The following is a 21141-nucleotide window of genomic DNA, read 5'->3' as shown; positions in this document are numbered from 1 at the left end:
CAGGATCAAACTGCCTTCAAAAGCAGACGTGGAGACCGACATGGCTACAAAGCTCAACCGTACTTTTAACGATATGTCTGAAATTTTCGACTCCTTCGAGGATACCATATCGGCGCTCAAAGGTTTTAGGCAACTCTTATGTTTCGCTCTGGGTGAAGCCGGGGGTGATTTGAAAAGAGACGCTTACGGCATATCCCTGCTTATCGAACAAAACATTTTCGACCTTGAGCAAGTTTTTGAAGGCATACACGAGCAGGTCAAAATAGAAAACGCGCCCGAATTTGAGATAGCGGATTTGGAGTTTATCTCCCGCTGGGCTGGGACATCGACCGCTAACGTTGCCCGCGTATTATGGGTGACCTCGGGTTACAAGCCAGCTTCCATCGAAAATTTAAAATGCAATCTCGCCCCAACAGTTCCAGCTGACACAAGAGCTCGTTACCTCCTCAAGATCCTATATGACGGGCTTGATCTTCAACCCATTGCCGAAAAGGCGGCTGTTTCCGTGGAAGCGGCTCAAACCGTTCTGAATGCAGTGTTCACGCAAGACACCGGTGACACCACAGTGCCGTATAACTCTTTTTACTCCCAACCGATTGATGAAGACGAGCAGGGCAGCGAGGTTAGCGCCACCCGCGCCGATCCGAGGCAACTACGCGCCCAGTTTATTGCGGAGCGCATTAACGAGGGTGTTGACGCTGGCGATATAGCCGGGGCGCTGAACCTCAAGCGAACGACTGTAGAGAAGGTCATTGCCCGCCTTCTTGCTGGGAAGGATGGGGACCCGCAGCCGGTTGCAACTTTGGAAACGCAACCACCAGCCAGCATCGCCAGCTAGTAACCCGTAGGGTGCGGCCATCAATGCCGCGCCCATTCTATTTATGGAGTTGCATAAATGCGTAAGGACGAAAACTACCGCTTAAAAACACAACAGGTTCCGGAAAGCCTCTTTTCGCTTGCGGCTGAAACGGGGATAAAGGTTGGGAAATCCGCACTGACCACAGTAGCCATTGCAGACCGACAGGCTATTGCGTCGCGAAAGGTTTTGACTGAGGCTCAGTCAAATACGCTGTTAAATTGGATCAAAACCACACTGCATGATTACCCCGGTCTTTCAAACTCCGGCGTTCGTGAACGGTATATCCAGCATTATTACAATCAAAATCTGAAACATCAGGTTCCGCCTCATGCTGATTTTCAACGTGTCATTCGGTCTTTAAAGAAGGATGGATCGATATGACGAACAGCTTTGACTTTACAGTTTCGGTTTCATCTGAGGAATGGGCGTACACACAACGCCGCCTAATCTACTTGGAAAGCGTATTGCTGCGCGTGGTACGGGATGAGAGCAAAGTGCAGGAATGGTTTTCCGCTGCTGATCTTGCTCGCAAGGCGCTTCCTGGTTTGCCACCAACGAAAGCCGCGATAACCAGAAAGGCAAAAGCGGAGCAATGGAGGCGGTTACACAACTGCAAGAATGGCCGCTGGCAACTGGCCTATCATGTGTCCAGCCTTCCAGCCCGCGCTTTTGATGATCTCGTTGCCCGTATTCTGGACCTGCCTGAAATTGATGTCGTCGTTCCTGATTTACCGGATTTGCCCAATGTTGAACCGCTGCCGGTTGCCGATCCCGGCAAAACAGCACCGCCATGGGTATTGCCGCTCATGCGGATCATGAAGGTTGAAACCGCAGGCGACATAGGACAGGCGTGGGACATTCTACCCGAACGCCTTCCTGCCGGTGTGCTATTACCCAGTGTCGAGGAAGCGGCAAATGTGCTTGTCCAGCTTGGTTTGGCCGGAAAATAAAAAGAGAATGGTGGAGCGGCTTACAAAATCGATTTCAAAGCCGCTTCAAAGCCCGTGTAACGCGATTTGCGACTGCATGGCGAACGGGACAAGTGAAACGGATTTGCAACGTGGCGGGGCTTCTGAGCGTTGCCTTAATCTGAAAATGCTGTTATTCATATTGTTGCGTGGTGGTGCAATCCGTTGGCCTAGATGCCCGATGCGAGGATGCCCGGTGAAAGTCCGGGAACGCGGCCCTCCCTGCCACGCACCTTTTCCCGGTTCAAACTGCAACCGATTTACCCCTTTCCCCCTGACTGCCGTCAGGGGCTGACATGTGTCAGTCGGATGTAAAGTGCCTGCATCATCCGATTGAACGGGACGGCAGGCATGAATAAGCGGCTTCATATCCTTTTTGTATTCCAGCACTCGCCACGACACATCGCTTAACGGTGAAGGTCGATGGCCCATCAGCGTGAACAATCATTCATTGAGTTTGCAGAAGACCTTATCGGTCCTGAGGCCATTGATCGGCTAAAGGCATCATTTGGTGGCAGAGAGATACACATTCCGCGCCCTGCCGGACTGAGCGAAGACCATGAACTGGTCGCCTGCCTTGGCTGGGACACCGCGTACAAGCTCGTAAGAGAGTATTGCCTGCCGAGCATCGGCTTCAAGATTTATGTGCCGGTCGGAGAACGTTCCCCTTTGTTTGTGGCACGACAGAACCAGCGGGACGCCGTTGAAGCTCTTTTGCGAGATGGCAAAAGTACCCCGGAAATCGCGTCTATCGTTGGTTGTTCTGAGCGAACCATATGGCGGCGCAAAGCTGCAATGCGTCGGGACGAGGAAGCACTTGCCCGCAAGGCCAAGGCTCTCTCCAACCGTATCCGCACACTTTTGCTAAGCGGATGTTCGGTTGCTGAGGTTGCCGCTGAAACCAAAGCAAAAACAATCCTGATTCTTTTCCATAAACAAAACTTGATCAAGGAAGGTAAACTGAATGCTGATTAACGACCCCAATCTTGAGCTTGTCGCCAAGGGCTTTCAAACCGTCTACAACGAGGCTTTCGATGCGACCGTGACGCATAAGGACACCATTGCCATGGTTGTCGGAAGCACGGCGGCAGAGGAAAATTACGGCTGGCTGGGGCAGTTCCCGGCCTTGCGCGAATGGATTGGCGACCGACACGTCAAGGAACTGTCGTCGCATGGTTTTAAAATATCCAACCGCAAGTTTGAGAGCACAGTTCGCGTCAAAGCCGATGATATTGCAGATGACCGCTACGGCGTTTACAAGCCAATGTTTTCGGAGATGGGCCGGGTTGCGCGGCAACATCCTGACACGATGATATTTGAGCTTCTGGCAAAAGGTTTTGAGACTGATTGCTACGATGGGCAGAATTTTTTCGACAGCGACCATGCGGGCGACAAAAACAAACTGGATGGCACCGCAACGTCTGTATCCAATATGCAGCAAGGCAAGGGCTCACCGTGGTTTTTGCTGGATTTGTCCAAGGCCGTGAAGCCGATCATCTGGCAAGAACGGGAAAAGTACCAGTTTAAAAGCCTGAACAATCCGAACGATACCCATGTGTTTATGCGCGATGAGTTCATTTACGGGATCAAGGCGCGGGTCAATTGCGGCTTTGGGCTTTGGCAGCTTGCGTTTGGCTCCAGGGCAGAATTAAACGCCGCCAACTACGCCGCCGCTCGTAAGGCGATGATGAACTTTGCAGGCGATCAGGGGCAACTTTTGGGTATCATGCCGACACATCTTGTCGTGCCGGGAAATCTGGAAAGCGATGCCCGCAGCCTGTTGAAAGCAGACCAGACAGGCGGAACAACCAATATCTGGAAAGACTCCGCCGATCTTATTATCACGCCGTTTCTGAGATGAGACCAGTTATGAAACCCTCATTAACGTGCACATTGTCAAGTGAGCTGCCGGAACTAAAAGCAGGCGGCAAGGTCCAGACAGTCCAGCTTACACCATCAGGCGAAGGCTTGGCCCGCGACGGTCGCCGATTCATTTTCGATAACCTTGAGCAGATCGTTGCCCGCTCACTGGAATATGCCGGCACGACAGAGCCGGTCATCGACTTCGACCACCAGACCGAAAGAGCCAAGGAGAACGGCAAGCCAGCACCCGCCGCAGGCTGGATCAAGGCGTTTGAGGTTCGCAGTTCCGGCATTTGGGCAACTGTGGAATGGACAGAAGCAGCCGCGCAAATGATCGAAAAACGGCACTATCGCTATATCAGCCCTGTTATCAAAACGACCCGCGACGGGCGTGTCGAGCTGATTGCTCATGCCGGACTTGTCAACAATCCTGCGCTCGACATGGCAGCGCTTGCCTCTACCGAAGAAGGAACACACGACATGCTTCCCAAAGCCTTGTTGACCGCATTGGAGCTTGATGATGCGGCGGAACTGGATGACGTTATCGCCGCGATCCTTGCTATGAAAACCGCCATTGCCAACCGTACAAAGGAAGAGCAGCTTTCCAGTGTGTTCTCCGAGCTTGCCACAAATCTTGCGAAAGAGCGACTTGAACTGCATGGCGAACGGCAGGCGGCCAAGGTGGAGGAAGCCATCCGGCAAGGTGTTATTCCGCCAGCCATGCGTGACTGGGGCCTGCAGCTGGCAAGTACAGATGAAGCCAGCTTCGACACTTTCTGCACCAAAGTCGGCAAACCCTTGGCACACCTGTTTACGCCCGCCATTCGTGAAGAAACGCTGGCTACCATTACCCGAAACGACCCTTACAGCGTGGCTTTGAAGTCCGAGGCCGCGAACGTGGCCCGGAATTTGGGCCTTGATGCAGTTCACTTGATCGATGGGACAAAATAAATGACCGACCTTGATGTTGCCCTGCGCCTGCGCCTCGTTAATCAACTTTCCAAGCCCGCCGAGGAAGCCGAACGCGACCTGAAAGACCTTGCCAAGGCCGCGCATCAACTTGGTGTCGTGCGTGGCGGTGATAGCCTTGCTGCCGACATGCGAAAGCTTGGCATTCAGGCCGGGGACGCAAAGGGTAAACTTCAAGGTGTTTCAAAAGAGGCTGACGATCTGCGCCAAGCCATTGGCATGGTCAACAAGGAGGGATTTGACGGTCTTAAAACCGATGCCGAACAAGCCAGACTGGCAATCGGTTCGGTTTCATCCGAGACCAGAGAGGTAAAGGCATCATTGTCCGCGCTGGACAGCGGTAACTTGCGGACCATTCACGCAGATGCAGCAAAGGCGGAGGCCGCAATTCGGGGTATTGGCGGCGCTGCCACCGATGCGCATCAAAGATTGGGCAGAGTACAAGTGCCATCCGCCGCCTACAGGAAAGCAGAACGTGTCTTAGGCACAACGGTGCCTGGTCAAACAGGCGGCGGGTTTATGGCGGCAGCGGATGGTGCGTTCGACCAGTTCGGCGTTCCCATTGCATTGGGTGCGGGCGCTGCCTATGCCGCGGGTGCGGTTCCGGCCGCCGCACTGGCGATTAGCGGCGCTGCTATCCATTCGTCCGCTATTGACGAGCGTCGTTCTGATTTTCTGCGCAATATGGGAAGCTACGGTGCGGAGGAACAGGCCGCGATCTTGAAACGAATGCGTGATGTGGGCGCAAAGCGAGGGATTGGCACACAGGGCGCTATGGATGCGTTTGCGGGCCTACTTGCCGGTGGTATGGACTACACGGACGCGCTCGCAATCTTTGATGATGCGATTGTCTTTTCCACCGCCGCCGATGCCACGCCAGCCGCAGCCGCCGATACGACTGTTGCCCTTGCAGACAATATGGGCATATCACCCAAGGATATGCCAAAAGCCTATGATGCGATGGCGCTTGGCGGCAAGGACGGCAAGTTTGAACCCAAACACATGGCCGCGAACTATCCGTCCATGCTGGCACAAATGGGCAGTATCGGGGATGGTGGGCTACGCGGGGTACGGTTTACCACCGCTGCCGCGCAAGCTATTCGCAGGCAGACCGGTACGGCGTCCGAAACCGCAACGCGGTTTGAAAATATGATCAAATATCTCAGTTCAACGGAAGGGCTGACAAACTTCAAGGAAGCCGGGATCGATCCAAGCGCGATCATGAAAGCCGCTGTTGCAAAAGGCGACAGCCCTATTCTGGCGATCCTTGACCTGATGAAACGCAAAGTCGGAACAACACCTGAGGACGTTGGCAAGGTCGTTGGCGAAGATGATGCGAAAGCAGGCTTTGTTGCGGTCTTGAACAGCCTTCCAAAGATTGTGGAAGCCATGGAGAAGATGGAGAACGCTGACGGTACAGTCGCCAAGGACTATCAGGCTGCGATCGACAACGTGTTATCCTCGACAGACAGGCTGTCAGCCAATATCGGGGCGGGCGTCAAGAACATCGCCGATCCTGTTCTACCGTTTCTGAACAAGGTCATCGGCGGTCTTGCCAATATGATGGAGGCAAATCGCGCGTCAAATGACTGGCAGGAAGAAACCCGCGAATTGGCTGCAAAGCTGGCATCGGAAGGCAAGACCAATGCAGAAATCCGCGACCGGCTGATAAAGCGTGAAACTGAGGCAGGCGGAGCGCCGCAGGATGGTTTTGGCTGGCTTATGTCCGACACAGCCGACGGTAATCCAAGCACTATGCGGCGTATCCTGTTCGGTGACGCAGCAGATAAGAACTTCGACGTGCAAAAGCATTTCGCTATTCAGCTCGGGTTGCCACGAACGCCGAATGCCCACGCCGCCATCACTGGGACAGCCAGCGGGAATCTTGGAAAGAGCAGCGGGCCGGATTTTGTCCCGACACCGTTGTCTCGTCCAGGACCGATGCCGCTGGGAAAGCCTTTGTCGCTTATGACGTTCGAGGCGGATAAAGTCGCTCAGGACAACATGGCCGCTTATGTCAACGGCTTGCAACAAGGTGGCGACAAGGCGGAAGCAGAGGCCGATAGCATTGCAGACCGCATCAAAGCGGTTTTGGGTTTCACAGTCTCTCCGACGATCTCTCCCACATTCGTGCCACCGACATTCTTGCCGCCTGCGCCAGCCGGTGCGCCAGCGGGACCCGGCTCTGGAATTGGCAGGCAATCCTCACTTGGAACGACGAGCAACACCAAAGTGACGCAATACATATCCAGCCCGAATTCGAGGCTTGCAGCGATGAAGGCCAAACGGGAACTCAACCGCGAGGTTCGCCTTGCTCAGGCACGCAGCTATGGCGATGTGGGTGGACGGTTGGCATAGAACGATTACAACTAAGTTTGCGGCGACAGTATTGAATATTGCTAAAAATCTGTTGCCAAACGACCTTGCGCGAAATGCCAACCGAAATTGCGCGCTACACTACATTCGTCATGTCCACACAAAGGCCCAGGGGATCATCAATATCATGATACGGCATGTTGAGATAAAGTTTTAACCGTCTCGCTTGTGGGACAACGTCGACGAAATTCGTTTCAGCCTTGTATACAACGTAGCGCTTCAGAAACTCTTCACTCACGCATGCGTCAAGGGCAAGAACAGCCTTTCGGACAGCATCAAATATCGCCCAAACCTGGCTATTTGCCAGATGCGGATGATCGTCCACACCGTAGACTGTACTGTCCCGCCCGCATCAAGTCTGCCCAAAGCTGCTTGCACTGCTCCGCCGTCCACGAATAATTGCGCTGGTATATGGGATAAGGAACTGCGGAGACTTGCGGATGAATTTCAGTAGGTTCGCTTCAGTTGCCTTCATATGTCCCGCTCCTCGAAGGTTGCATCCTGACCAATTTTCAGGATAATCGGCAATCTGTGGTTTATTTAGCGAAGCATAAAGGTTTCGTCGAGTGAAGAGATGCAGGCTGGTAATGGAGGTTTGATTGATCCCGGAAACGAAAACGGCTTTTGCGGCCGGCCGCTAGCAGTTGGAAACAATGGTGGTCGTGACAGGGATTGAACCTGTGACCCCTACGATGTCAACGAATGGCCCGTACGCGCAATGCCTGCAATACAAGGAAGCGGGCGCTTCGTAAACGGCATTTTCGGAGCTGCGTTTACCCTGTGTTCTTGTTTGCAGGTTCAAGTGAACCGGAGGGAACTACGTATAGGCCAAATTCCAGCGCAGATGCCGCTTTGCGCAGATGGTCAGGCGAGTAGCGGGCATAAACGCGGCGGGTAATCTCCACTGTGCTATGCCCGAGATACTGGCTTATCTCTTCCATCGGTACACCTGCCTCTGCCATCCATACCGCGGCAGTGTGTCGGAACACATGGGCTGAAACATCATCGACCCGCGCTTCACGCGCGGCGGTGGCAATACCACGTTTGAGGCTCTTGACTGGCTGGCCTGCCCACTCGACTACGTAATCAGTCATCGCGCCAGCCTTTGCGTCACGCAAGGCCGACAGCAACGTGGTATTGATCGGGACAATAGCGCGACCCTTGCGCTTAACCTTGTCGGTTGGGTCGCGCAGGTAGATAAGCTTCCTGTCGAAATCAACCCGATCCCATCTCAATTCCAATAGGGCTGTAACGCGGGCAGCCGTGCCAAGCATCAAGTGAATGGCTACCTTTAAATGGGGTGTCTTGGCTGCGGCAAGAATGCGCTGCGCTTCGTCGCGAGTAAGGTGCCGGTCCTTTGGGTCTGGCTTGGTTGGTCGCTCGATGTCTGGCGCTTTCGCTATCAGCTTATTGGTTTCAGCCCACTTTAACACAGTTCGCAAATGGCCTAATTCGGTGTGGATGGTGCCGTCCGAAATGCCTTTATCTCGACGTTGCGCGGTGTGGGCGCGGCAATCCTCTTTGACGATGCTTTCACCGTCACGATTACCGAACCGCTCTTTAAGAGCCTTCCATGTGTGTTCCATTGTGATCATAACGGCCTTGCCTGCGTTATCCAGGCAATAGGCCTTCCATAGGTCATCTACGGTTCGGCCCTGGGGCCGGGTTATCTCTGCATAGACTGCTGGCGCAATGAGGTGAGCTTGGCGCGCATCATCGGTTCCGAGCGAATAGCGATGTCGCTTACCATCGCGGTCGAAGGTGAGGGCGAACTTGCCTCTGAGTCTGGTAATTCGCCATTCTTGCATTCGAAGCTCTCCACATCGCTCTCTTTTATTCTTACCAGTTTCCCGCCCAGACGGAAGCAGCCAAGTTCGCCTTTCGCAATCAGATTGCGGACGTGCCGCTCTGAGCATTCCCATCGTTTTGCAAGGGTGGCCGGGGTGTATATTCTTTGTCCTGTCATCCCTCTTTCCTTTCCCTGCTGCTGGCGTGTGTCTGGATATGATCGTTGGCATTCTCGACCGCTTCATAGGTGCCGAAATGGCAGGGGTCAGACAGGCCGTAAGGATTGATCTCAATGAGAAGAAGACCCTCAACACCGATCATTGCGACGTCGAAAACAACGGTATCAAGATGAAGCGCTGGCCTAATTTTCTCCGCAAAGTAGCAATCAATGGCATTTCGAATAGTCTGCTTGCTTTCAACGATCCATGTCGGCGCGGGCTTGGTGTAGTCGTAGTGTGTGACTGCAATCAAATGTCCGTCCTTCACAAAGCATCTGAACTCCATGTCAGGTCGGATGGATGGCACATATTGACGTAGGCAAACGTATGCTGGCTGCTCTGGTACCCAGCGAAACTCCATAAGATCATCCATAACGCGCATGGAGCCTACAAGCATATGAACAGCTTCTTTGCCTGAAATGGTTGCAGGTACTTCGAACGGCCATGGGGCATCTTTTGGGGATCGGCTATTGAGACGAATGAATTTCCGATCCCATCGAATTTGCTGGTCAAGTTCAGCCGCCAAATCCTTAAGGTAATCCGAAATCCCCCTTTGGTCGTGCAGGTCACAAAGGCTTTGCCAAGCGGCATCTACGTCGATCTTGACCATATTTGTAGGAACTGACAGTGCCATTAATTCACTTGGCCATTGATCAATCAATGTTGGCTGGACCCGCTGCAACCATTGCAGTGAGGCCTTTCTGTGCTGTTCTGGCGTTGGCATAACAGGCTCGGGTATCTGGAACGCGCTCATTCCCCTCCCTCCGCTCTGTCTGTCTGGCTGGGTGCTTGCCTGCCAAGCGCGCCATGTATGGCGCTTATCGTCCATTCATCACACCCAGCAGTTTCACAATCTTCGAGCGTGTAACCGCTTTCCTCCCACATGTTCATCGCAATATCTTCTTTAGGAGAGAAGGATATTAGCCACGCGATTGCAGACGCTTTTCCGGCAATGCAACCTTTCTGATACTGCGACATTCTCATGCTTCACCCCCTGCGATGACGGGCCACTCAAGACCAGCATTACGGATGGCTATCTTAAAAGCGTCATCAAGACTTACATCGCTTTCGCCATGCCCAATTTCAGTGCCTGACGCGGTTGCGATTATTGCCCCATAAAGGGGTTCGCCCGCTGATACTTTTCCTCTCCCAACATGCCAAAATAATTCAGGGTAAGCCTTCTCGAAGGCGTCCAGCACCTTCTCTCTATCCGTAGGCTGTGGTGCTGGTGGGGCTATTGCTAGCGCTATTTCGTCGGTCATGATAACGAGCTCATACTCACCGTCGGCGATGCTCACTCCTTCACCGTCCCGTGATACGAGATCAACGAGTGGGTAACCTCCGCCATATTCATCTATCATGTTGCTCATGCTGTAATGGCGTAGAGTGTCGAATATTTTACACCATTGTTCTCCGCGCTCTACTCTGTATTTCTCTGCTTCTTCCCCCACGGTGGTCAAAGGCCGGGGCTGTGGTGCTGGCGGGGTGGTGAGGGAGAGCCAGATATGGCGCAACACCCTCTTTTGGAAACCGTGGGTTTGCCCCGTCTGGTCGTTTGTAGGAACACCGAACAACGTCAACAGCTTTAAACGATGTTCGTCAAGAATATCGCGGAAAAACCACAACTCAAATCGTTGCTTCGCGATATCGTTGCCCGGCTCGACTTCCTCCCCCTGCGCTCTGGCAGGCTCAATACGCTCCAACCATTCAATATCACCCCATCCACCCATGCTTGACATATCAGCCGGTCGTATCCAGTTTGTCGGCGCTATCCATCGGTCGCCATTGCTGCCCATGCCTATAGCAGCGAGAGAATTTCCTCCTGATTTCCAGTGAACCCGATAAAGACCAAGCGGCGCAACATTAGGGCTTCCAAATTTTTCAAGTGGGTGTAATTCCGCCCCCTGCGCTCTGGCAGCGTCGGCGCGAAGTGATACGACTGCCGTTTTTAAAATCGCTTTGTTGCCGATTGACACGTTGGACCAATCCGCCGCTTCAATTGCATCGGCTATTCTTTCGGGCCGCTCAATCGCTTCCGCCCCCTGCGCTCTGACATCGTTGGCAATGAATGAATGGCCTCGATACACAAGCACAGGCATCTCGCCATTCTTGCCGTAAGATGCGATTTTTGCTGCTTGGACACAGGCTTTATCGAAATCTGGTTCCCGCTTAATGGTAACGCCTTCGGCCATGAGGACGCCATTGATGTAGCGATCAAATTCAAATTTTGGCGGGTTACTCATGACTGGTCCCCCGGCACATCAATTGCATAGCGTTCGGCAATTTCCCGTACCCGTTCATCTTGCCAAGGTATGTCGTGCATCGCGTCGCCTGTTCGGTCAGGACCAGCTTGAAACCAGTATTCAATTTGGCTTAAATAACATTTTGAGGCCATACTTTTGGTAGGAGTTCGGAGCATTAGTCTCAAATCTTCCTGATCAACATACCCCCCGGTCATGTCATGCGCGGGCGCTATATCCCAAAGGTATTCATGGTCGGAGCGGACTTGCTCATAAGGTATCTTGCTCATGACTGTGTTCCTTCATGCGGAGAGGCGGGGAGAGGCATCCAGTGGGTTGGCTCATCTTCGGAGTATTCCCAATCTTCACGCCAGTGGATGCTCGTAGCCGTGTATTCATTGATGCGGCCGGAACCTCCAAACACCAGAACCGCCTGCATCAGTGGAATTGTCTCTATAGGCTGCCACTGGCGCTCTGCTTCAAGCTCTGCGATGCGCTGCTTGGCTGCTGACAACTCCAGCGTTAGTGTCGTAAATTCTCGGTCAATGGTCTGCATGTTATAGGGATCGCAGCGGGCAATGTGTTCTGCCATGTCAGGAGAGCAATATTGCGCTACATAGCATCGGTATTGCTTACCAAGCCTATTGGTTTTGTGCGGGCTAACCACGCCCCTAAACCCGCCCTCTGGATCGCCATTCTGATGCGATACTTCCCACGGAGCTTGATCTAATCTCTCAAGCCCTGCCGTGATATCCGCCAGCAATTGGCGGGCGTCTTTGTAGACGGTCATTGATTGGAGAGAGGCGGGGATGTCTACGGCATCTGCTTCTCCTAATTCCGCTTCATTGTCTGACTGACACCGACGATATCCAGCCTTGAAGCCTTCTTCATACATTTGCATTTCGCAACCGGGGCGAAAGCCAAAGGCCTGCCAGCCTATGGCTTCGGCGATGTGGTGACGAAAGCATTCCGTCAGTTCGTCGCTGGCACATCTGCCATTGGTCATGGCAGCAGATCGGCGGTTCCATTCTTCTATTGCCTCACAATCAGTGGCGTATCCGCTGACAACGGCATCACAGCCAACAGCAAAACAGCGAACGACACCAGGGCCAGGATCACCTAAGTATGTGCTGGCCTCGTCAGCACCACAGACAGGGCAGGGAAGAATATGGAAGCTTTCCTGTTTCGTCTCTGCCGCTTCCACAGCAACAACGCCGTTGTGCTCAATCTCGGTCATGTGTTTACCCCTTCGGATTGATTGGGCTTGAAGAGAGGGCGGGCGAGGCGCAGCGCATTGAGGCAGAACGGCTCCGCATCGTGGCGCAGATCGCACCACAGGCCCCACAGGACGAGGCACAGCTCGTGCGGATCGATGCCGACTGACCGCCAGTATTCCTGCTCGTTCATGCTGTGCTGCTTGCGGTGTTCCTCTGGCGACAAGGGCAGTACCCACCGGTCATGGGCCTTGGTTCCCTTGCCGCGTCCGGTGTGACCCTTTGCCAGATTGGCGAAGGATACGTGTGCAGCCTCAACTCCAGCTCTAGCGGTAACGACGCACGGCAGGCGACGGATGAAGTCCAGGTATGCTGGTTTCTTCTGTGCTTTGACCTTTGCCACCGGCTGGGAGGCTTCATAGGCGAAACGATAGGCTGCCATCATGCACCGCCAATCTGATCAATGTTGCCGCGCATCACAGTGAAGGTGTAGGCGACCACCCACGGGTTAGCGTCCCATGCGCCGGGGCCGTTGATGTGGTTCCAGAGGTTCCGGTACCGGAGTTTCGATGTCTCGCATTCAGCGCAGTCGACTTCAATCACGCCGTAGTTTTGGCCGAAAGCTCCGTGCAGGCCAGATCCACCGCAACGATGGCAATACTCCTTGGCGAACGAACCCGCATAATTATCGTCACTTGGGACGCCTTCCGCCGCCGCATCTTCCTCGCTGATATCCTGCAACCGCTCTACCCGAACGTCCGTGACAATCAGCGTGAGGCGTGATGCCCAGCGAGGCATGTGAATGCCGGGGCGGGGCTTTTCCCAATCTCCAAAATCGGGGGTGCCGTCAGCCCAATACCAGATTTCATCGCGGAGCACGGGGCCAACGGGCGTCGTGTAGCTTTGACGTTCTGATGGCGGAGTTTCCCCAAAATCATGAACTCCGCTCCATCTCTCGCGGACCCACAGGCGGTCACCCTTATAGGCGTGAAGACGGACAATATGCCATTTGCATGTAGGGATAGGTTGTCGGGTGAACCCGTAAAGCGGAGCATCATACCAGCAATGGCGATCAAAGCCTTCTGGCGGCTGCGGCTTGATGATGCGTCTCGTCTGTGTCTTGCTGCCGTCAAACAAAGCGCGAACGATCGGCGCTGAGAATAGGATTGGTTTGTCAGCCATCACGCACCGCCGATCTGCGAACGGCTGCATTCCAGCGCCTCCGCGAAGAAGTCCGCGGCTTCCTCCAAGGTGATCTTGCCGTTGGCAATTGAGCGCATCGACGCGCTGATGCTGCGAGCCTTGGCCATGTTGTCTTCGGACAGGTTCACCAGTTCGCTCGCGAGCCAACGTTTTTCGATGGCTGTCAGTGCTGCGGGCGGGACTGTTTGATCCGCCGCCTTCGGCAGAATGTCAGCCGCATACCGGATCAGGATTTCGCGCTCTGAATTTGATGAGGGCGACAGCGCGGGGGATTCACCATCGCCCTCTACCGATGACGCAGGGGATTCGTCATCGGTCTTTGGCTCACTCGATACATTCGAGCCGGTAGCTGTGTTGTCCATGATTTCGCCCGTCAGCGCGGTTTCCACCTCGTTCTGGACGTGGGCGCGGCTAAAGCCTTCCTGCGTGTCAGAGGCTTCCCCTTGCGATATTTGAGCGGCTTTTAAGCGCTCTGCCAGCGATGGTGCCATCTGCTGGTGAAGCGCATCGGTATCAGCTCGCTTCCCCTGAAAATCGTAAAGATCATCATCGCGACGGATCAGATCATCCAAATCGCTTGATGTAGGCAGGCGCTTGGCCAGACGGCGGATAACCGTCTTTTTAGCCATTTCGTCCCACCAGTCTTTCCAAGGGCCGGAGTTGCCGGTCTTTGAAACGCCGCGAACCTTCTCAACTTCCTTGAATGTCATGATCTCGCGGTAAACGCCGCCGTCTTTTGTTTTTGCTACGGCATAGACAAGGCGAGGCCGACCGCGATCATCATCCAAGCAAGGCTTGTGCACGATGCTTTCATCATCGCCTAGCGTGTAGTTGAACTCGTCATTTTCATAGGCGACATAGGCAGAAATGGTCAGGAGTTCGCCAGAGTTGCGGACCTTCTTGAGAATGCCGCCAACCATGGGCATCCACTGGACCTTCTTGATCCATATCTCTTTGCCCTTGTCGTCTTTGACCTTGGCATTGAAAATAACCAGAGCGCCATCACGACCATCCGGCAGCAAGCCATCCTGCGCCGCCTTCATTGACGCTTCAAACAACGAGCGACGATCAGCAGCGAGCAAATCAGGCGATGCGTTTACGGCAGTCATAACCACGCGCATAAAGCGCTCGACCGGGATGTGTGGGGGCAAGGCAGCCATGATCTGCTGCTCTTGCTTTTTCCACTGGTCGTGAAACTTCTCAGGTGGTGGGTTGTTGTTTTCGACTACGGTTACTTGGTTCATCATGCAGCCCTTTGCGATTTGTCAGACGGCGGCGGGACTTGCCCTTCAACACCGGTGAGGAAGTCCAGGATTTTGTTCTTCTGGAATGGGAGCATTGTGATTTTGCGCTCCCCAGACTGGAAAGGCTCACGGCCCGGCCAGCGCTTTTCATCCAGGCACTTGCGGATCGTGCGCAGACCCCAGCGGATCATTTCTTCACCGGCATCCAATTCGCTTGGAAGTTCCGTACCGCCTGGCAGAACCGTTGACTGGTCGTTGATCTCGACGTGCGCGGTATCGGTGATCTCGTCTTTCAGGACGTACACCAGCACGAAGGTTTCAAACGGGATTTTCAGGAGCCTGCAAACCATGCGGGTCATTGCCGCTTGCAGGTAATAGCCAGCGTCGAACAGTTGGCGGGACATGAAGTCCTCATCAAACGAGCCGATTGTTTTCAGGTCTGCAAACACACCGTCAGCGTTAGGCATGGCGTCGGGACGGACCTTAAGCCAAATGCCTGTCTCAGGATCGCGCGCCGCCAATGTTCGCTCTACACGACCGTTCAGAATGCCATCGCGGATCAGCGGGTACTCGGAGGCGTCTTCCGACATCTTCTCGACTACCTTTATCTGGTCTTGCGTCAGCACCAGCCGTCCGGCTTCCTTCTGTTCGACCAGCCACTTTTTGCAGTAGTTGTTCGAACCATGCCAATCGCGCTTCTGTGGATCGCCTGGGGCTTTCGCCGGCCGCACAATGAAGTTTCGGTCGAACACCTCATCGCCCAATAGGAGGCAGTGCGCCGCCTTGCCGAAGATCAACGCGTCGGTCGGGTCACCCGGCTCAATGTGGTTCTCGTTCCAATTCCAGCGGCCCCAGAACTGCTTAGGGCTGCCGCCATGCACAGGCAGCACGTGCTTGAGGCTGGACTTCGAAACAGCCGGTCCGTCAAACAAATCACGGTCATGGTGATAGGCTTCAATCGGCACGTTGCGGTAAACACCATCCTCGGTGATAGCGCCGCCGGTGTAGATGCGCTCATCGGACTTCTTCGCGATCTGCTCACTAGCCTTTGAAACAATGCTGGACGCGAGCGAACCAATGGATTCTTCTGTGCCTTCAATTTCAATCAGGTCGCCCACGTTGGCCTCCTAGATGTTGGTGATTTAAATCTGCGCGACCATCGCCGCAGCGAGCGCAACCACGGTCACAATCAGCGCCGCCAGTTCAAATGCGCTATATGTCGGGGTGCGGGTGGATAGGGTTTTGTGAAGACCGAGGAATGTGCCGAGGTGGGTCATGGCGAACGGCCTTCGGCTTTGGCGATGGCCTCATCTATCAATTGGTCTGGATGCTGGATTTGATTGCGGGCATGTTTCAGCGCTTCCAGCAGTTCCGGAGCGGCGGCGAAAAGTTCTGGCCCGTAGCTGCCAAAGTAGCCAGAAAAGGACACGTAAATGTCTTCCCATTCGCCATCGAGCCCATGAGTGTTATTTTCAATTCGGAAATTTCCCGGATATTTTGGGGACGTGTCCACTACGAAAAGCGGCCCCGGCGTGTGCTTTGCTTCGCTCATACCGATGCACTCCCGTCGCGCGCGGCAAGCATGGCGTCGGCGAAAATGTAACGGTAACGTGCTTCCGCATCGGCCCAGAACGCCAGCACTTGTAAAATTTCGTCCGAGCCCAGCGCGCCAATAGTCTTATGCGGATGTTGACGTCCACAAAGTGCTTCAGCGTACTCAACCGAGAGCTGGCTCGGTACTGTTTGGTTACCGGCGAACCAGTCCCGCATGCTCATGCCGGTGGAATATGCTATACCGTCTACAGCAACAGGAAACGCCGTTCCGCCATCGTTGATCTTGGTCATACCGATGCACTCCGGCTTTCCATTCTCGCCGCATGGCTAGGGTTAGGATTGACGCCGGTGGCGGGGATGAAGGACGGGCCGGGGATATGAGCGGCCTGCTCGAATGGCCGGTTGCTGATCATGCGCCGGTGGCTTGAATGAATATCGCCAACCATCTCGGATACGATTCGGTCAATCTGATCGTCTGTGAAGAACGACAAGCCTTCGTCTGTCATGATGTTTGCCAGCGCCATATTCATCAGGCTTTGGCGACCGCGCACATCGTTCTGCGCAATCCAGTTCTCTTTTTTCTGGCGAGTGGCCATGATTAAAACCCCTGCTGTGCGTGGTTGAGGGTGCCGTGGGCAATCTGCGGGTTGAATGGAGCGCTACGCGCTGCAACGGCCTCGGCGTGATTGGTGTCGATTTCGATCTCGTCCACCGTGCGGACGTCAAAGCGATCGGTCATGTCTTCTGGAGCGGTGGGAACGCCATTCTTGTCGAGTTCCACCATCCACACCGCTGTGACGACTTCCCGGTCATCAACAAAGCTGTCGATGATGTTCTGAATGTCGGCCTGAGTGCGTGGCTTCTGCTCTAGCGAGTGGGTCCAGACCCGACCGCAAGACAGCTTGGATTTGATAATCAGCGTGTCGGTCGAACCGACGATGAATGCTTCTGCTCTGCCCATTGCTCAACCCTCACGCCGCTTTGCCGGGGTTGATCTGGATTACGCCAGACTTGATGATTTCCAGAGCTTCGCGCTTGCTGAGGTTGCCAATGCAGGATCTGACTTTGGCTTCGATCAACTGACGATTGGCTACAACCGCGTTCATTAGGGTCGTAAATGCGGGCGTCGGACGACGATCCCACACGTCTGGTCCTTTGAACACGGTGAATTCAGACAGGGTGTCGATCAGGCTGATAGCTTTGGCCTTGATCTTCTCATTTGCATCATCGCCAAGCGCTTCCGCGACCATGTCCGTAACAACGGTATGAGCAATGTTCCCGATGATGCGCTCGCTATGCCCGTTGCATGCCTCACGGCAAACCTTCCGCCATTCTTCAATGGCAATCTCGCGCAAGTCAGCTTCTGATAGGTAATCTGTAACGTTGATTTCCATTGCTTATGCTCCGGTTGATCTCTTTGGATATCCGCCGCAGACGGGCGGATGCCGAAGGAGGTCAGGCGGTTTTTGGGGTTCCATCGCACCAGACAGACAAGGCCCATGCGACAGTCGCTTCTTTGATTTCGTGTTTGGGAGCGAATGAGCAAAGAAGTGCGCGGATCGCAGTCATCGCTTGCCCTTGGTCAATTTCAGCTTTGAACTTCAATCCAAAGCTTTCCAGGCTGCCACCGCGAAAAAACAGAGCAGAAACAACGGCATTGTAGGGTGTACGGCCTCGGTAAAAGTCGTCGGGAATAATGTCGCGTGCAGGGTAATCACGAATGTCGGCACCAAACGCTGCTGCTAGGCCATCAAAAGACGGGAACTGATGGCTGCCAAGCGACAAGCCTTTTGCAGGGAGATCTCTCGTAACAAGGGTACCGTTCAGTTTTTTCTGCTTCCCCATCTCATCCTCCGTTGGACTGACAGTCGCTCGTGGCCCGGTTGTCAGTCCTGTTGCCGGGCATCGCGGTTACATCGCTATCTCCGGGGTTTGGTTGATCCCGGCAGATCAGCAGTGCGTCTTCGTGCCGGGTTGATGACAGCAACATGTCACGCAACACGCATCGTGTCAACACAAGGCGTGTCGAATTATACGCAAAACAACACAAATCGTGTTGACGTATGACGAATCAAAGGCGTATTCGTTGCGCTATGGAAAAGAAGAGATCACCCGCAGAAGAGCGCTATTACATCGACCGGGAACGGTGGATTGAGCAGATTTTCGAATATCCCGACATCTCGCATGCCGAGTTCAAAGTACTGTATTTTATCGCTAAAAGAAGCAGTTACGAGAAGCTTGGGAGCTATTGGACTGTCGCACGAATTGCTGACAAATGCCGCTGCAGTACGAAGACAGTCAGCGAGGCTACGGGGAAGGCCTCACGTTCAGGATTTCTCCGAGTGAAGCATACTTTGGGTAGGGAAAACTTTTACGCGCCGCTATTTTTTTGGCTGTAAGGCTGCGTACTCACTACGTAGGTACCCACGTACTCACTACGCACAAATACATAAAGCTAATCCATAAACGTTTTATTTGTTTTTAAGATTCTGCTCTTGAGATAGTAGTAATAGGATACAGGAGGTAGGTGGAACTCGTTATCCACCGTTCCCAGCTAGAGCGATGTAGTGGACCGAAACCACAGATTCCGCTTCGAACCGCAGCTCTTTCGGCGGATTGAACTGCTCTAAAATCAACTCTGCAGCGTTATGCCGGATGAATTTTTTCACGAACGCCAACAGCGGCCCGTGCTCATCCGTCTTGATTTGAGCAATAACGTAATCGCCTTTTTTCACCCGACGCTTTGGATCAACGAACGCCAGCTCGCCGTCCTCGTAACGAGGCGACATCGAGTCACCAGCTATGCTAACCCCGTATGCGTTTGATACGTGGGATAGTACCGGAGGCGCCATGACCTCGTACAAGATGTTCCCGTTCATTTCGAACTCACCGTCAACGCCACCAACGGCCTGACCGTACACAGGGATCAGGCGTCCATCGCCGACGATCCTATCAAGCACTTTGGCGTTTGGCGAATCAATGGGAGGTTTTATTCCGTTGGTTTTTTGGGGCTGTTCGGTCGGCTCGCTGCCGGTCATCAGCCACAATGGACTCACGTTGAAGCGCTTGCCGTAAACTTCCGCCTCTTCCAGTTCGAATTTGTTCTGCCCATTTTCGTGAGCACGGTAGGTCGATGCTGTAATGCCGAGCGCGTTGGCAGCAGCAGCGGCGGTTTTATACCCTGCATCGATGCGCGCCTGGCGCAGTCTATCGTGTTTTTCCATCATAAAAACAATCATATATCAACTTACAACACGATGCATGTTGACAACACGACACGTATGGTGTTGAGTGCGTGTTATGGAAACGATCAACGCAATCAACAACATTCCCGATGTCTTCGACATCTTCACGACGAACGTGAAGCTGGCCGCCGTTTTAAGCGTTGGCCCTTCTGCAGTATCTGAAATGAAACGCCGAAATAGCATCCCGGTTGAGTACTGGCCGACCTTGGTTGATGCGGCGCGTGAAATCGGCGGCAACGATCTGACCATTGAGAAGCTTGCAATCATCAGCGCAGAGGCGGCCCGCCAGCGCTCGGCATCAAAGGTATCAGCATGAAGCCTTGGCTTTCCGAACCCCGCGGGCGTCAGCTCGAAGCATTTGTTGGTGTCTGGGGCATCAAGACGAGCCGCTATGAATCGACTTCTGACTTGGTTCTTGATGCACGCCTTTTGTTCGGTCTGGCACAAGCTGGAGATGAAGGATTTTGGAGCGTTGAGGAAACGGCGGAGGCCATTGAAGCACTTGGCAAAAAAGAGCGCGTTAGTCGTGCTTGGAAAAATCTCTGCTTGGTTGCAATCGACACAGATGATGCACCAACAGTCAGCGCCGTAGATGCCCCAATCACTTCGGAAGCTCTCGAAAAGATGATGGCCGACAGCAAGCCAAAGTTGATTGATGGGGCTGACATGGATTGCTCTGGGGAGCTTGATATTGATCCAGCCAAGCTGCTCCGCAAGGTCGTGTCGGCGGTCATAAGCGGCGGTCAGGGGCATATCCTTTATGACTTCCCGGAAGTGTTGGCATTCTTTGGTTCGCGTATTCCAAGCCGATCAGAGTTGTCCGGGCATACCGCTGTTGATGAGCGGATGTTCGAAGCTAAGGCCAACTGGCCCAACCTTAAACCGGGAGCGCTGATATGACCCCAGTCGAGCAAGTCCTGACCCGTGCGCGTGATTTGATCGGACGCGCTGACCGTTGGTCGCAAGAGGCATTGGCCCGCGATGAGCACGGTAACGAATGCAAACCAGAAGACGACAAGGCAACGTGCTTCTGCATGGTCGGTGCGCTCGTAAGAGCTTCTGCGGAGCTGCACAGCCAGGAAGCATTCCATCAAGGGGTCAAGGCGTTGAAAGCCGTTTGTGCCCCCATGCCATGCTTCATTTTCAACGACAGCCACGGTCACCGAGATGTGGTGCGCGTATTTGACCAAGCGATTGCGCAGGTGGCGGCATGAGTCCGACAAACTTCATTCTCCTATCGTTGATCTGGATGTTTTTCTTCGGAACGATCTTTCGGATTCTGGTTCAGAAAATCCGCGATGATCGTGAAGCTGATGCCCGGTTAACGGGCAAGGATGATCGTGACTCCGAGCGGGGTGGTTCCCGTGATTGGTGATCATTCCAATGCTTTGCGGCTATTC

29 protein-coding genes and 1 pseudogene are annotated in these 21141 nt (G+C 53.9%); 11 read left to right on the top strand and 19 right to left on the bottom strand.

The genetic code is table 11. From position 1 onward, the window contains the following. Positions 1-40 precede the first annotated feature (40 nt). From IFT84_RS17740 to IFT84_RS17710, 7 genes are all read left to right on the top strand, one after another. Positions 41-838: a hypothetical protein gene (locus IFT84_RS17740; RefSeq protein WP_192121829.1), complete on the top strand. Its 798-nt coding sequence runs from the start codon at positions 41-43 to the stop codon at positions 836-838. Positions 839-895: 57 nt separating this feature from the next. Further along, the gene (locus IFT84_RS17735) at positions 896-1240 is read left to right on the top strand and encodes a hypothetical protein (RefSeq protein ID WP_192121827.1); all 345 of its coding nucleotides are present in this window, start codon (positions 896-898) and stop codon (positions 1238-1240) included. Then, entirely contained in the window at positions 1237-1809 is a 573-nt protein-coding gene (locus IFT84_RS17730) for a DNA-binding protein (RefSeq protein WP_192121825.1), read from the top strand. The genes IFT84_RS17735 and IFT84_RS17730 overlap by 4 nt, the downstream gene beginning before the upstream one ends. A gap of 441 nt (positions 1810-2250) precedes the next feature. Then, the gene (locus IFT84_RS17725; RefSeq protein ID WP_192121824.1) at positions 2251-2802 is read left to right on the top strand and encodes a helix-turn-helix domain-containing protein; all 552 of its coding nucleotides are present in this window, start codon (positions 2251-2253) and stop codon (positions 2800-2802) included. Next, entirely contained in the window at positions 2792-3688 is an 897-nt protein-coding gene (locus IFT84_RS17720) for a Mu-like prophage major head subunit gpT family protein (RefSeq protein ID WP_192121822.1), read from the top strand. Before IFT84_RS17725 ends, IFT84_RS17720 begins: the two co-directional genes overlap by 11 nt. A gap of 8 nt (positions 3689-3696) precedes the next feature. Beyond that, positions 3697-4641 carry a phage protease gene (locus tag IFT84_RS17715; protein ID WP_192121820.1) on the top strand — a complete coding sequence of 315 codons (945 nt, stop codon included), beginning with the start codon at positions 3697-3699 and terminating at the stop codon, positions 4639-4641. Beyond that, positions 4642-7017 (top strand): phage tail tape measure protein, encoded by a 2376-nt coding sequence (locus tag IFT84_RS17710; protein WP_192121818.1) that lies wholly within the window; start codon positions 4642-4644, stop codon positions 7015-7017. It abuts the gene before it with no gap. A gap of 94 nt (positions 7018-7111) precedes the next feature. Here IFT84_RS17710 and IFT84_RS21535 read toward each other — a convergent pair whose 3' ends face one another. The 19 genes and pseudogenes from IFT84_RS21535 to IFT84_RS17625 all read right to left on the bottom strand — a co-directional run bounded on the left by IFT84_RS21535 (position 7112) and on the right by IFT84_RS17625 (position 19723). Continuing rightward, a complete protein-coding gene (locus IFT84_RS21535; RefSeq protein ID WP_342212888.1) occupies positions 7112-7360 on the bottom strand; it encodes a DUF5655 domain-containing protein in 249 nt (82 codons plus the stop codon). 448 nt (positions 7361-7808) lie between these two features. Next, complete coding sequence (locus tag IFT84_RS17705; protein ID WP_244651266.1) at positions 7809-8843, bottom strand: tyrosine-type recombinase/integrase; 1035 nt, start codon at positions 8841-8843, stop codon at positions 7809-7811. Positions 8844-8857: 14 nt separating this feature from the next. Continuing rightward, positions 8858-9001: pseudogene (locus tag IFT84_RS21810) on the bottom strand (helix-turn-helix domain-containing protein); the annotation flags it as partial. Then, positions 8998-9795 carry an ATP-grasp domain-containing protein gene (locus IFT84_RS17695; RefSeq protein ID WP_192121812.1) on the bottom strand — a complete coding sequence of 266 codons (798 nt, stop codon included), beginning with the start codon at positions 9793-9795 and terminating at the stop codon, positions 8998-9000. The gene IFT84_RS17695 and the pseudogene IFT84_RS21810, both read right to left, overlap by 4 nt. Positions 9796-10021: 226 nt before the next feature. After that, a complete protein-coding gene (locus tag IFT84_RS17690; protein WP_192121810.1) occupies positions 10022-11284 on the bottom strand; it encodes a hypothetical protein in 1263 nt (420 codons plus the stop codon). After that, complete coding sequence (locus IFT84_RS17685) at positions 11281-11571, bottom strand: hypothetical protein (RefSeq protein ID WP_192121808.1); 291 nt, start codon at positions 11569-11571, stop codon at positions 11281-11283. Before IFT84_RS17685 ends, IFT84_RS17690 begins: the two co-directional genes overlap by 4 nt. After that, complete coding sequence (locus IFT84_RS17680; RefSeq protein WP_192121806.1) at positions 11568-12518, bottom strand: hypothetical protein; 951 nt, start codon at positions 12516-12518, stop codon at positions 11568-11570. Before IFT84_RS17680 ends, IFT84_RS17685 begins: the two co-directional genes overlap by 4 nt. Then, complete coding sequence (locus tag IFT84_RS17675) at positions 12515-12937, bottom strand: DUF968 domain-containing protein (protein ID WP_192121804.1); 423 nt, start codon at positions 12935-12937, stop codon at positions 12515-12517. Before IFT84_RS17675 ends, IFT84_RS17680 begins: the two co-directional genes overlap by 4 nt. Then, a complete protein-coding gene (locus tag IFT84_RS17670) occupies positions 12937-13677 on the bottom strand; it encodes a hypothetical protein (RefSeq protein WP_192121802.1) in 741 nt (246 codons plus the stop codon). The genes IFT84_RS17675 and IFT84_RS17670 overlap by 1 nt, the downstream gene beginning before the upstream one ends. Further along, positions 13677-14942, bottom strand: a complete 1266-nt coding sequence (locus IFT84_RS17665) for a recombinase RecT (protein ID WP_244651265.1) — start codon at positions 14940-14942, stop codon at positions 13677-13679. Before IFT84_RS17665 ends, IFT84_RS17670 begins: the two co-directional genes overlap by 1 nt. Next, the gene (locus IFT84_RS17660; RefSeq protein WP_192121798.1) at positions 14942-16060 is read right to left on the bottom strand and encodes a PD-(D/E)XK nuclease-like domain-containing protein; all 1119 of its coding nucleotides are present in this window, start codon (positions 16058-16060) and stop codon (positions 14942-14944) included. Before IFT84_RS17660 ends, IFT84_RS17665 begins: the two co-directional genes overlap by 1 nt. A 24-nt stretch (positions 16061-16084) precedes the next feature. Continuing rightward, entirely contained in the window at positions 16085-16219 is a 135-nt protein-coding gene (locus IFT84_RS21645) for a hypothetical protein (protein WP_274603618.1), read from the bottom strand. Then, complete coding sequence (locus IFT84_RS17655) at positions 16216-16494, bottom strand: hypothetical protein (RefSeq protein ID WP_192121796.1); 279 nt, start codon at positions 16492-16494, stop codon at positions 16216-16218. The genes IFT84_RS21645 and IFT84_RS17655 overlap by 4 nt, the downstream gene beginning before the upstream one ends. Continuing rightward, complete coding sequence (locus IFT84_RS17650) at positions 16491-16787, bottom strand: hypothetical protein (RefSeq protein ID WP_192121794.1); 297 nt, start codon at positions 16785-16787, stop codon at positions 16491-16493. Before IFT84_RS17650 ends, IFT84_RS17655 begins: the two co-directional genes overlap by 4 nt. Next, positions 16784-17092, bottom strand: a complete 309-nt coding sequence (locus IFT84_RS17645) for a hypothetical protein (RefSeq protein ID WP_192121792.1) — start codon at positions 17090-17092, stop codon at positions 16784-16786. The genes IFT84_RS17650 and IFT84_RS17645 overlap by 4 nt, the downstream gene beginning before the upstream one ends. A gap of 2 nt (positions 17093-17094) precedes the next feature. After that, positions 17095-17457 (bottom strand): hypothetical protein, encoded by a 363-nt coding sequence (locus tag IFT84_RS17640; RefSeq protein WP_192121790.1) that lies wholly within the window; start codon positions 17455-17457, stop codon positions 17095-17097. Positions 17458-17467: 10 nt separating this feature from the next. Beyond that, positions 17468-17890: a hypothetical protein gene (locus IFT84_RS17635; RefSeq protein WP_192121788.1), complete on the bottom strand. Its 423-nt coding sequence runs from the start codon at positions 17888-17890 to the stop codon at positions 17468-17470. A 61-nt stretch (positions 17891-17951) separates the two neighbouring features. Beyond that, positions 17952-18341, bottom strand: a complete 390-nt coding sequence (locus IFT84_RS17630) for a hypothetical protein (protein WP_192121786.1) — start codon at positions 18339-18341, stop codon at positions 17952-17954. A 692-nt stretch (positions 18342-19033) separates the two neighbouring features. Next, positions 19034-19723: a S24 family peptidase gene (locus IFT84_RS17625; protein ID WP_192122038.1), complete on the bottom strand. Its 690-nt coding sequence runs from the start codon at positions 19721-19723 to the stop codon at positions 19034-19036. A gap of 73 nt (positions 19724-19796) precedes the next feature. On the opposite strand from IFT84_RS17625, the gene IFT84_RS17620 reads away from it, so the two are divergent. The 4 genes from IFT84_RS17620 to IFT84_RS17605 are packed head-to-tail and all read left to right on the top strand — an operon-like array spanning position 19797 to position 21116. Beyond that, positions 19797-20057, top strand: a complete 261-nt coding sequence (locus tag IFT84_RS17620) for a hypothetical protein (protein ID WP_192121784.1) — start codon at positions 19797-19799, stop codon at positions 20055-20057. After that, positions 20054-20641 (top strand): hypothetical protein, encoded by a 588-nt coding sequence (locus tag IFT84_RS17615; protein WP_192121782.1) that lies wholly within the window; start codon positions 20054-20056, stop codon positions 20639-20641. The genes IFT84_RS17620 and IFT84_RS17615 overlap by 4 nt, the downstream gene beginning before the upstream one ends. Continuing rightward, a complete protein-coding gene (locus tag IFT84_RS17610; protein WP_192121780.1) occupies positions 20638-20955 on the top strand; it encodes a DUF6197 family protein in 318 nt (105 codons plus the stop codon). The genes IFT84_RS17615 and IFT84_RS17610 overlap by 4 nt, the downstream gene beginning before the upstream one ends. Then, positions 20952-21116, top strand: coding sequence for a hypothetical protein (locus IFT84_RS17605; RefSeq protein WP_192121778.1), 165 nt, complete (start codon positions 20952-20954; stop codon positions 21114-21116). Before IFT84_RS17610 ends, IFT84_RS17605 begins: the two co-directional genes overlap by 4 nt. The last annotated feature ends 25 nt before the right edge of the window (positions 21117-21141 follow it).

It is taken from the genome of Rhizobium sp. CFBP 8762, assembly GCF_014841565.1.
Classification (GTDB): domain Bacteria; phylum Pseudomonadota; class Alphaproteobacteria; order Rhizobiales; family Rhizobiaceae; genus CFBP-8762.
Note: the sequence above shows the minus strand (reverse complement) of the source record. Positions and strands in the feature narration are given on the sequence as shown.

Excerpts from the sequence above, each read along its gene's own strand:
- IFT84_RS17710 (WP_192121818.1), top strand. The coding sequence starts at position 4,642 with ATGACCGACCTTGATGTTGCCCTGCGCCTGCGCCTCGTTAATCAACTT.
- IFT84_RS17610 (WP_192121780.1), top strand. The coding sequence starts at position 20,638 with ATGACCCCAGTCGAGCAAGTCCTGACCCGTGCGCGTGATTTGATCGGA.
- IFT84_RS17620 (WP_192121784.1), top strand. The coding sequence starts at position 19,797 with ATGGAAACGATCAACGCAATCAACAACATTCCCGATGTCTTCGACATC.
- IFT84_RS17640 (WP_192121790.1), bottom strand. The coding sequence starts at position 17,457 with ATGGGCAGAGCAGAAGCATTCATCGTCGGTTCGACCGACACGCTGATT.
- IFT84_RS17720 (WP_192121822.1), top strand. The coding sequence starts at position 2,792 with ATGCTGATTAACGACCCCAATCTTGAGCTTGTCGCCAAGGGCTTTCAA.
- IFT84_RS17650 (WP_192121794.1), bottom strand. The coding sequence starts at position 16,787 with ATGACCAAGATCAACGATGGCGGAACGGCGTTTCCTGTTGCTGTAGAC.
- IFT84_RS17670 (WP_192121802.1), bottom strand. The coding sequence starts at position 13,677 with ATGGCTGACAAACCAATCCTATTCTCAGCGCCGATCGTTCGCGCTTTG.
- IFT84_RS17635 (WP_192121788.1), bottom strand. The coding sequence starts at position 17,890 with ATGGAAATCAACGTTACAGATTACCTATCAGAAGCTGACTTGCGCGAG.
- IFT84_RS17630 (WP_192121786.1), bottom strand. The coding sequence starts at position 18,341 with ATGGGGAAGCAGAAAAAACTGAACGGTACCCTTGTTACGAGAGATCTC.
- IFT84_RS17665 (WP_244651265.1), bottom strand. The coding sequence starts at position 14,942 with ATGAACCAAGTAACCGTAGTCGAAAACAACAACCCACCACCTGAGAAG.
- IFT84_RS17695 (WP_192121812.1), bottom strand. The coding sequence starts at position 9,795 with ATGAGCGCGTTCCAGATACCCGAGCCTGTTATGCCAACGCCAGAACAG.
- IFT84_RS17705 (WP_244651266.1), bottom strand. The coding sequence starts at position 8,843 with ATGCAAGAATGGCGAATTACCAGACTCAGAGGCAAGTTCGCCCTCACC.
- IFT84_RS17655 (WP_192121796.1), bottom strand. The coding sequence starts at position 16,494 with ATGAGCGAAGCAAAGCACACGCCGGGGCCGCTTTTCGTAGTGGACACG.
- IFT84_RS17735 (WP_192121827.1), top strand. The coding sequence starts at position 896 with ATGCGTAAGGACGAAAACTACCGCTTAAAAACACAACAGGTTCCGGAA.
- IFT84_RS21645 (WP_274603618.1), bottom strand. The coding sequence starts at position 16,219 with ATGACCCACCTCGGCACATTCCTCGGTCTTCACAAAACCCTATCCACC.
- IFT84_RS17715 (WP_192121820.1), top strand. The coding sequence starts at position 3,697 with ATGAAACCCTCATTAACGTGCACATTGTCAAGTGAGCTGCCGGAACTA.
- IFT84_RS17605 (WP_192121778.1), top strand. The coding sequence starts at position 20,952 with ATGAGTCCGACAAACTTCATTCTCCTATCGTTGATCTGGATGTTTTTC.
- IFT84_RS17690 (WP_192121810.1), bottom strand. The coding sequence starts at position 11,284 with ATGAGTAACCCGCCAAAATTTGAATTTGATCGCTACATCAATGGCGTC.
- IFT84_RS17740 (WP_192121829.1), top strand. The coding sequence starts at position 41 with ATGGCTACAAAGCTCAACCGTACTTTTAACGATATGTCTGAAATTTTC.
- IFT84_RS17645 (WP_192121792.1), bottom strand. The coding sequence starts at position 17,092 with ATGGCCACTCGCCAGAAAAAAGAGAACTGGATTGCGCAGAACGATGTG.
- IFT84_RS17625 (WP_192122038.1), bottom strand. The coding sequence starts at position 19,723 with ATGATGGAAAAACACGATAGACTGCGCCAGGCGCGCATCGATGCAGGG.
- IFT84_RS17725 (WP_192121824.1), top strand. The coding sequence starts at position 2,251 with ATGGCCCATCAGCGTGAACAATCATTCATTGAGTTTGCAGAAGACCTT.
- IFT84_RS17685 (WP_192121808.1), bottom strand. The coding sequence starts at position 11,571 with ATGAGCAAGATACCTTATGAGCAAGTCCGCTCCGACCATGAATACCTT.
- IFT84_RS17680 (WP_192121806.1), bottom strand. The coding sequence starts at position 12,518 with ATGACCGAGATTGAGCACAACGGCGTTGTTGCTGTGGAAGCGGCAGAG.
- IFT84_RS17675 (WP_192121804.1), bottom strand. The coding sequence starts at position 12,937 with ATGGCAGCCTATCGTTTCGCCTATGAAGCCTCCCAGCCGGTGGCAAAG.
- IFT84_RS17730 (WP_192121825.1), top strand. The coding sequence starts at position 1,237 with ATGACGAACAGCTTTGACTTTACAGTTTCGGTTTCATCTGAGGAATGG.
- IFT84_RS17615 (WP_192121782.1), top strand. The coding sequence starts at position 20,054 with ATGAAGCCTTGGCTTTCCGAACCCCGCGGGCGTCAGCTCGAAGCATTT.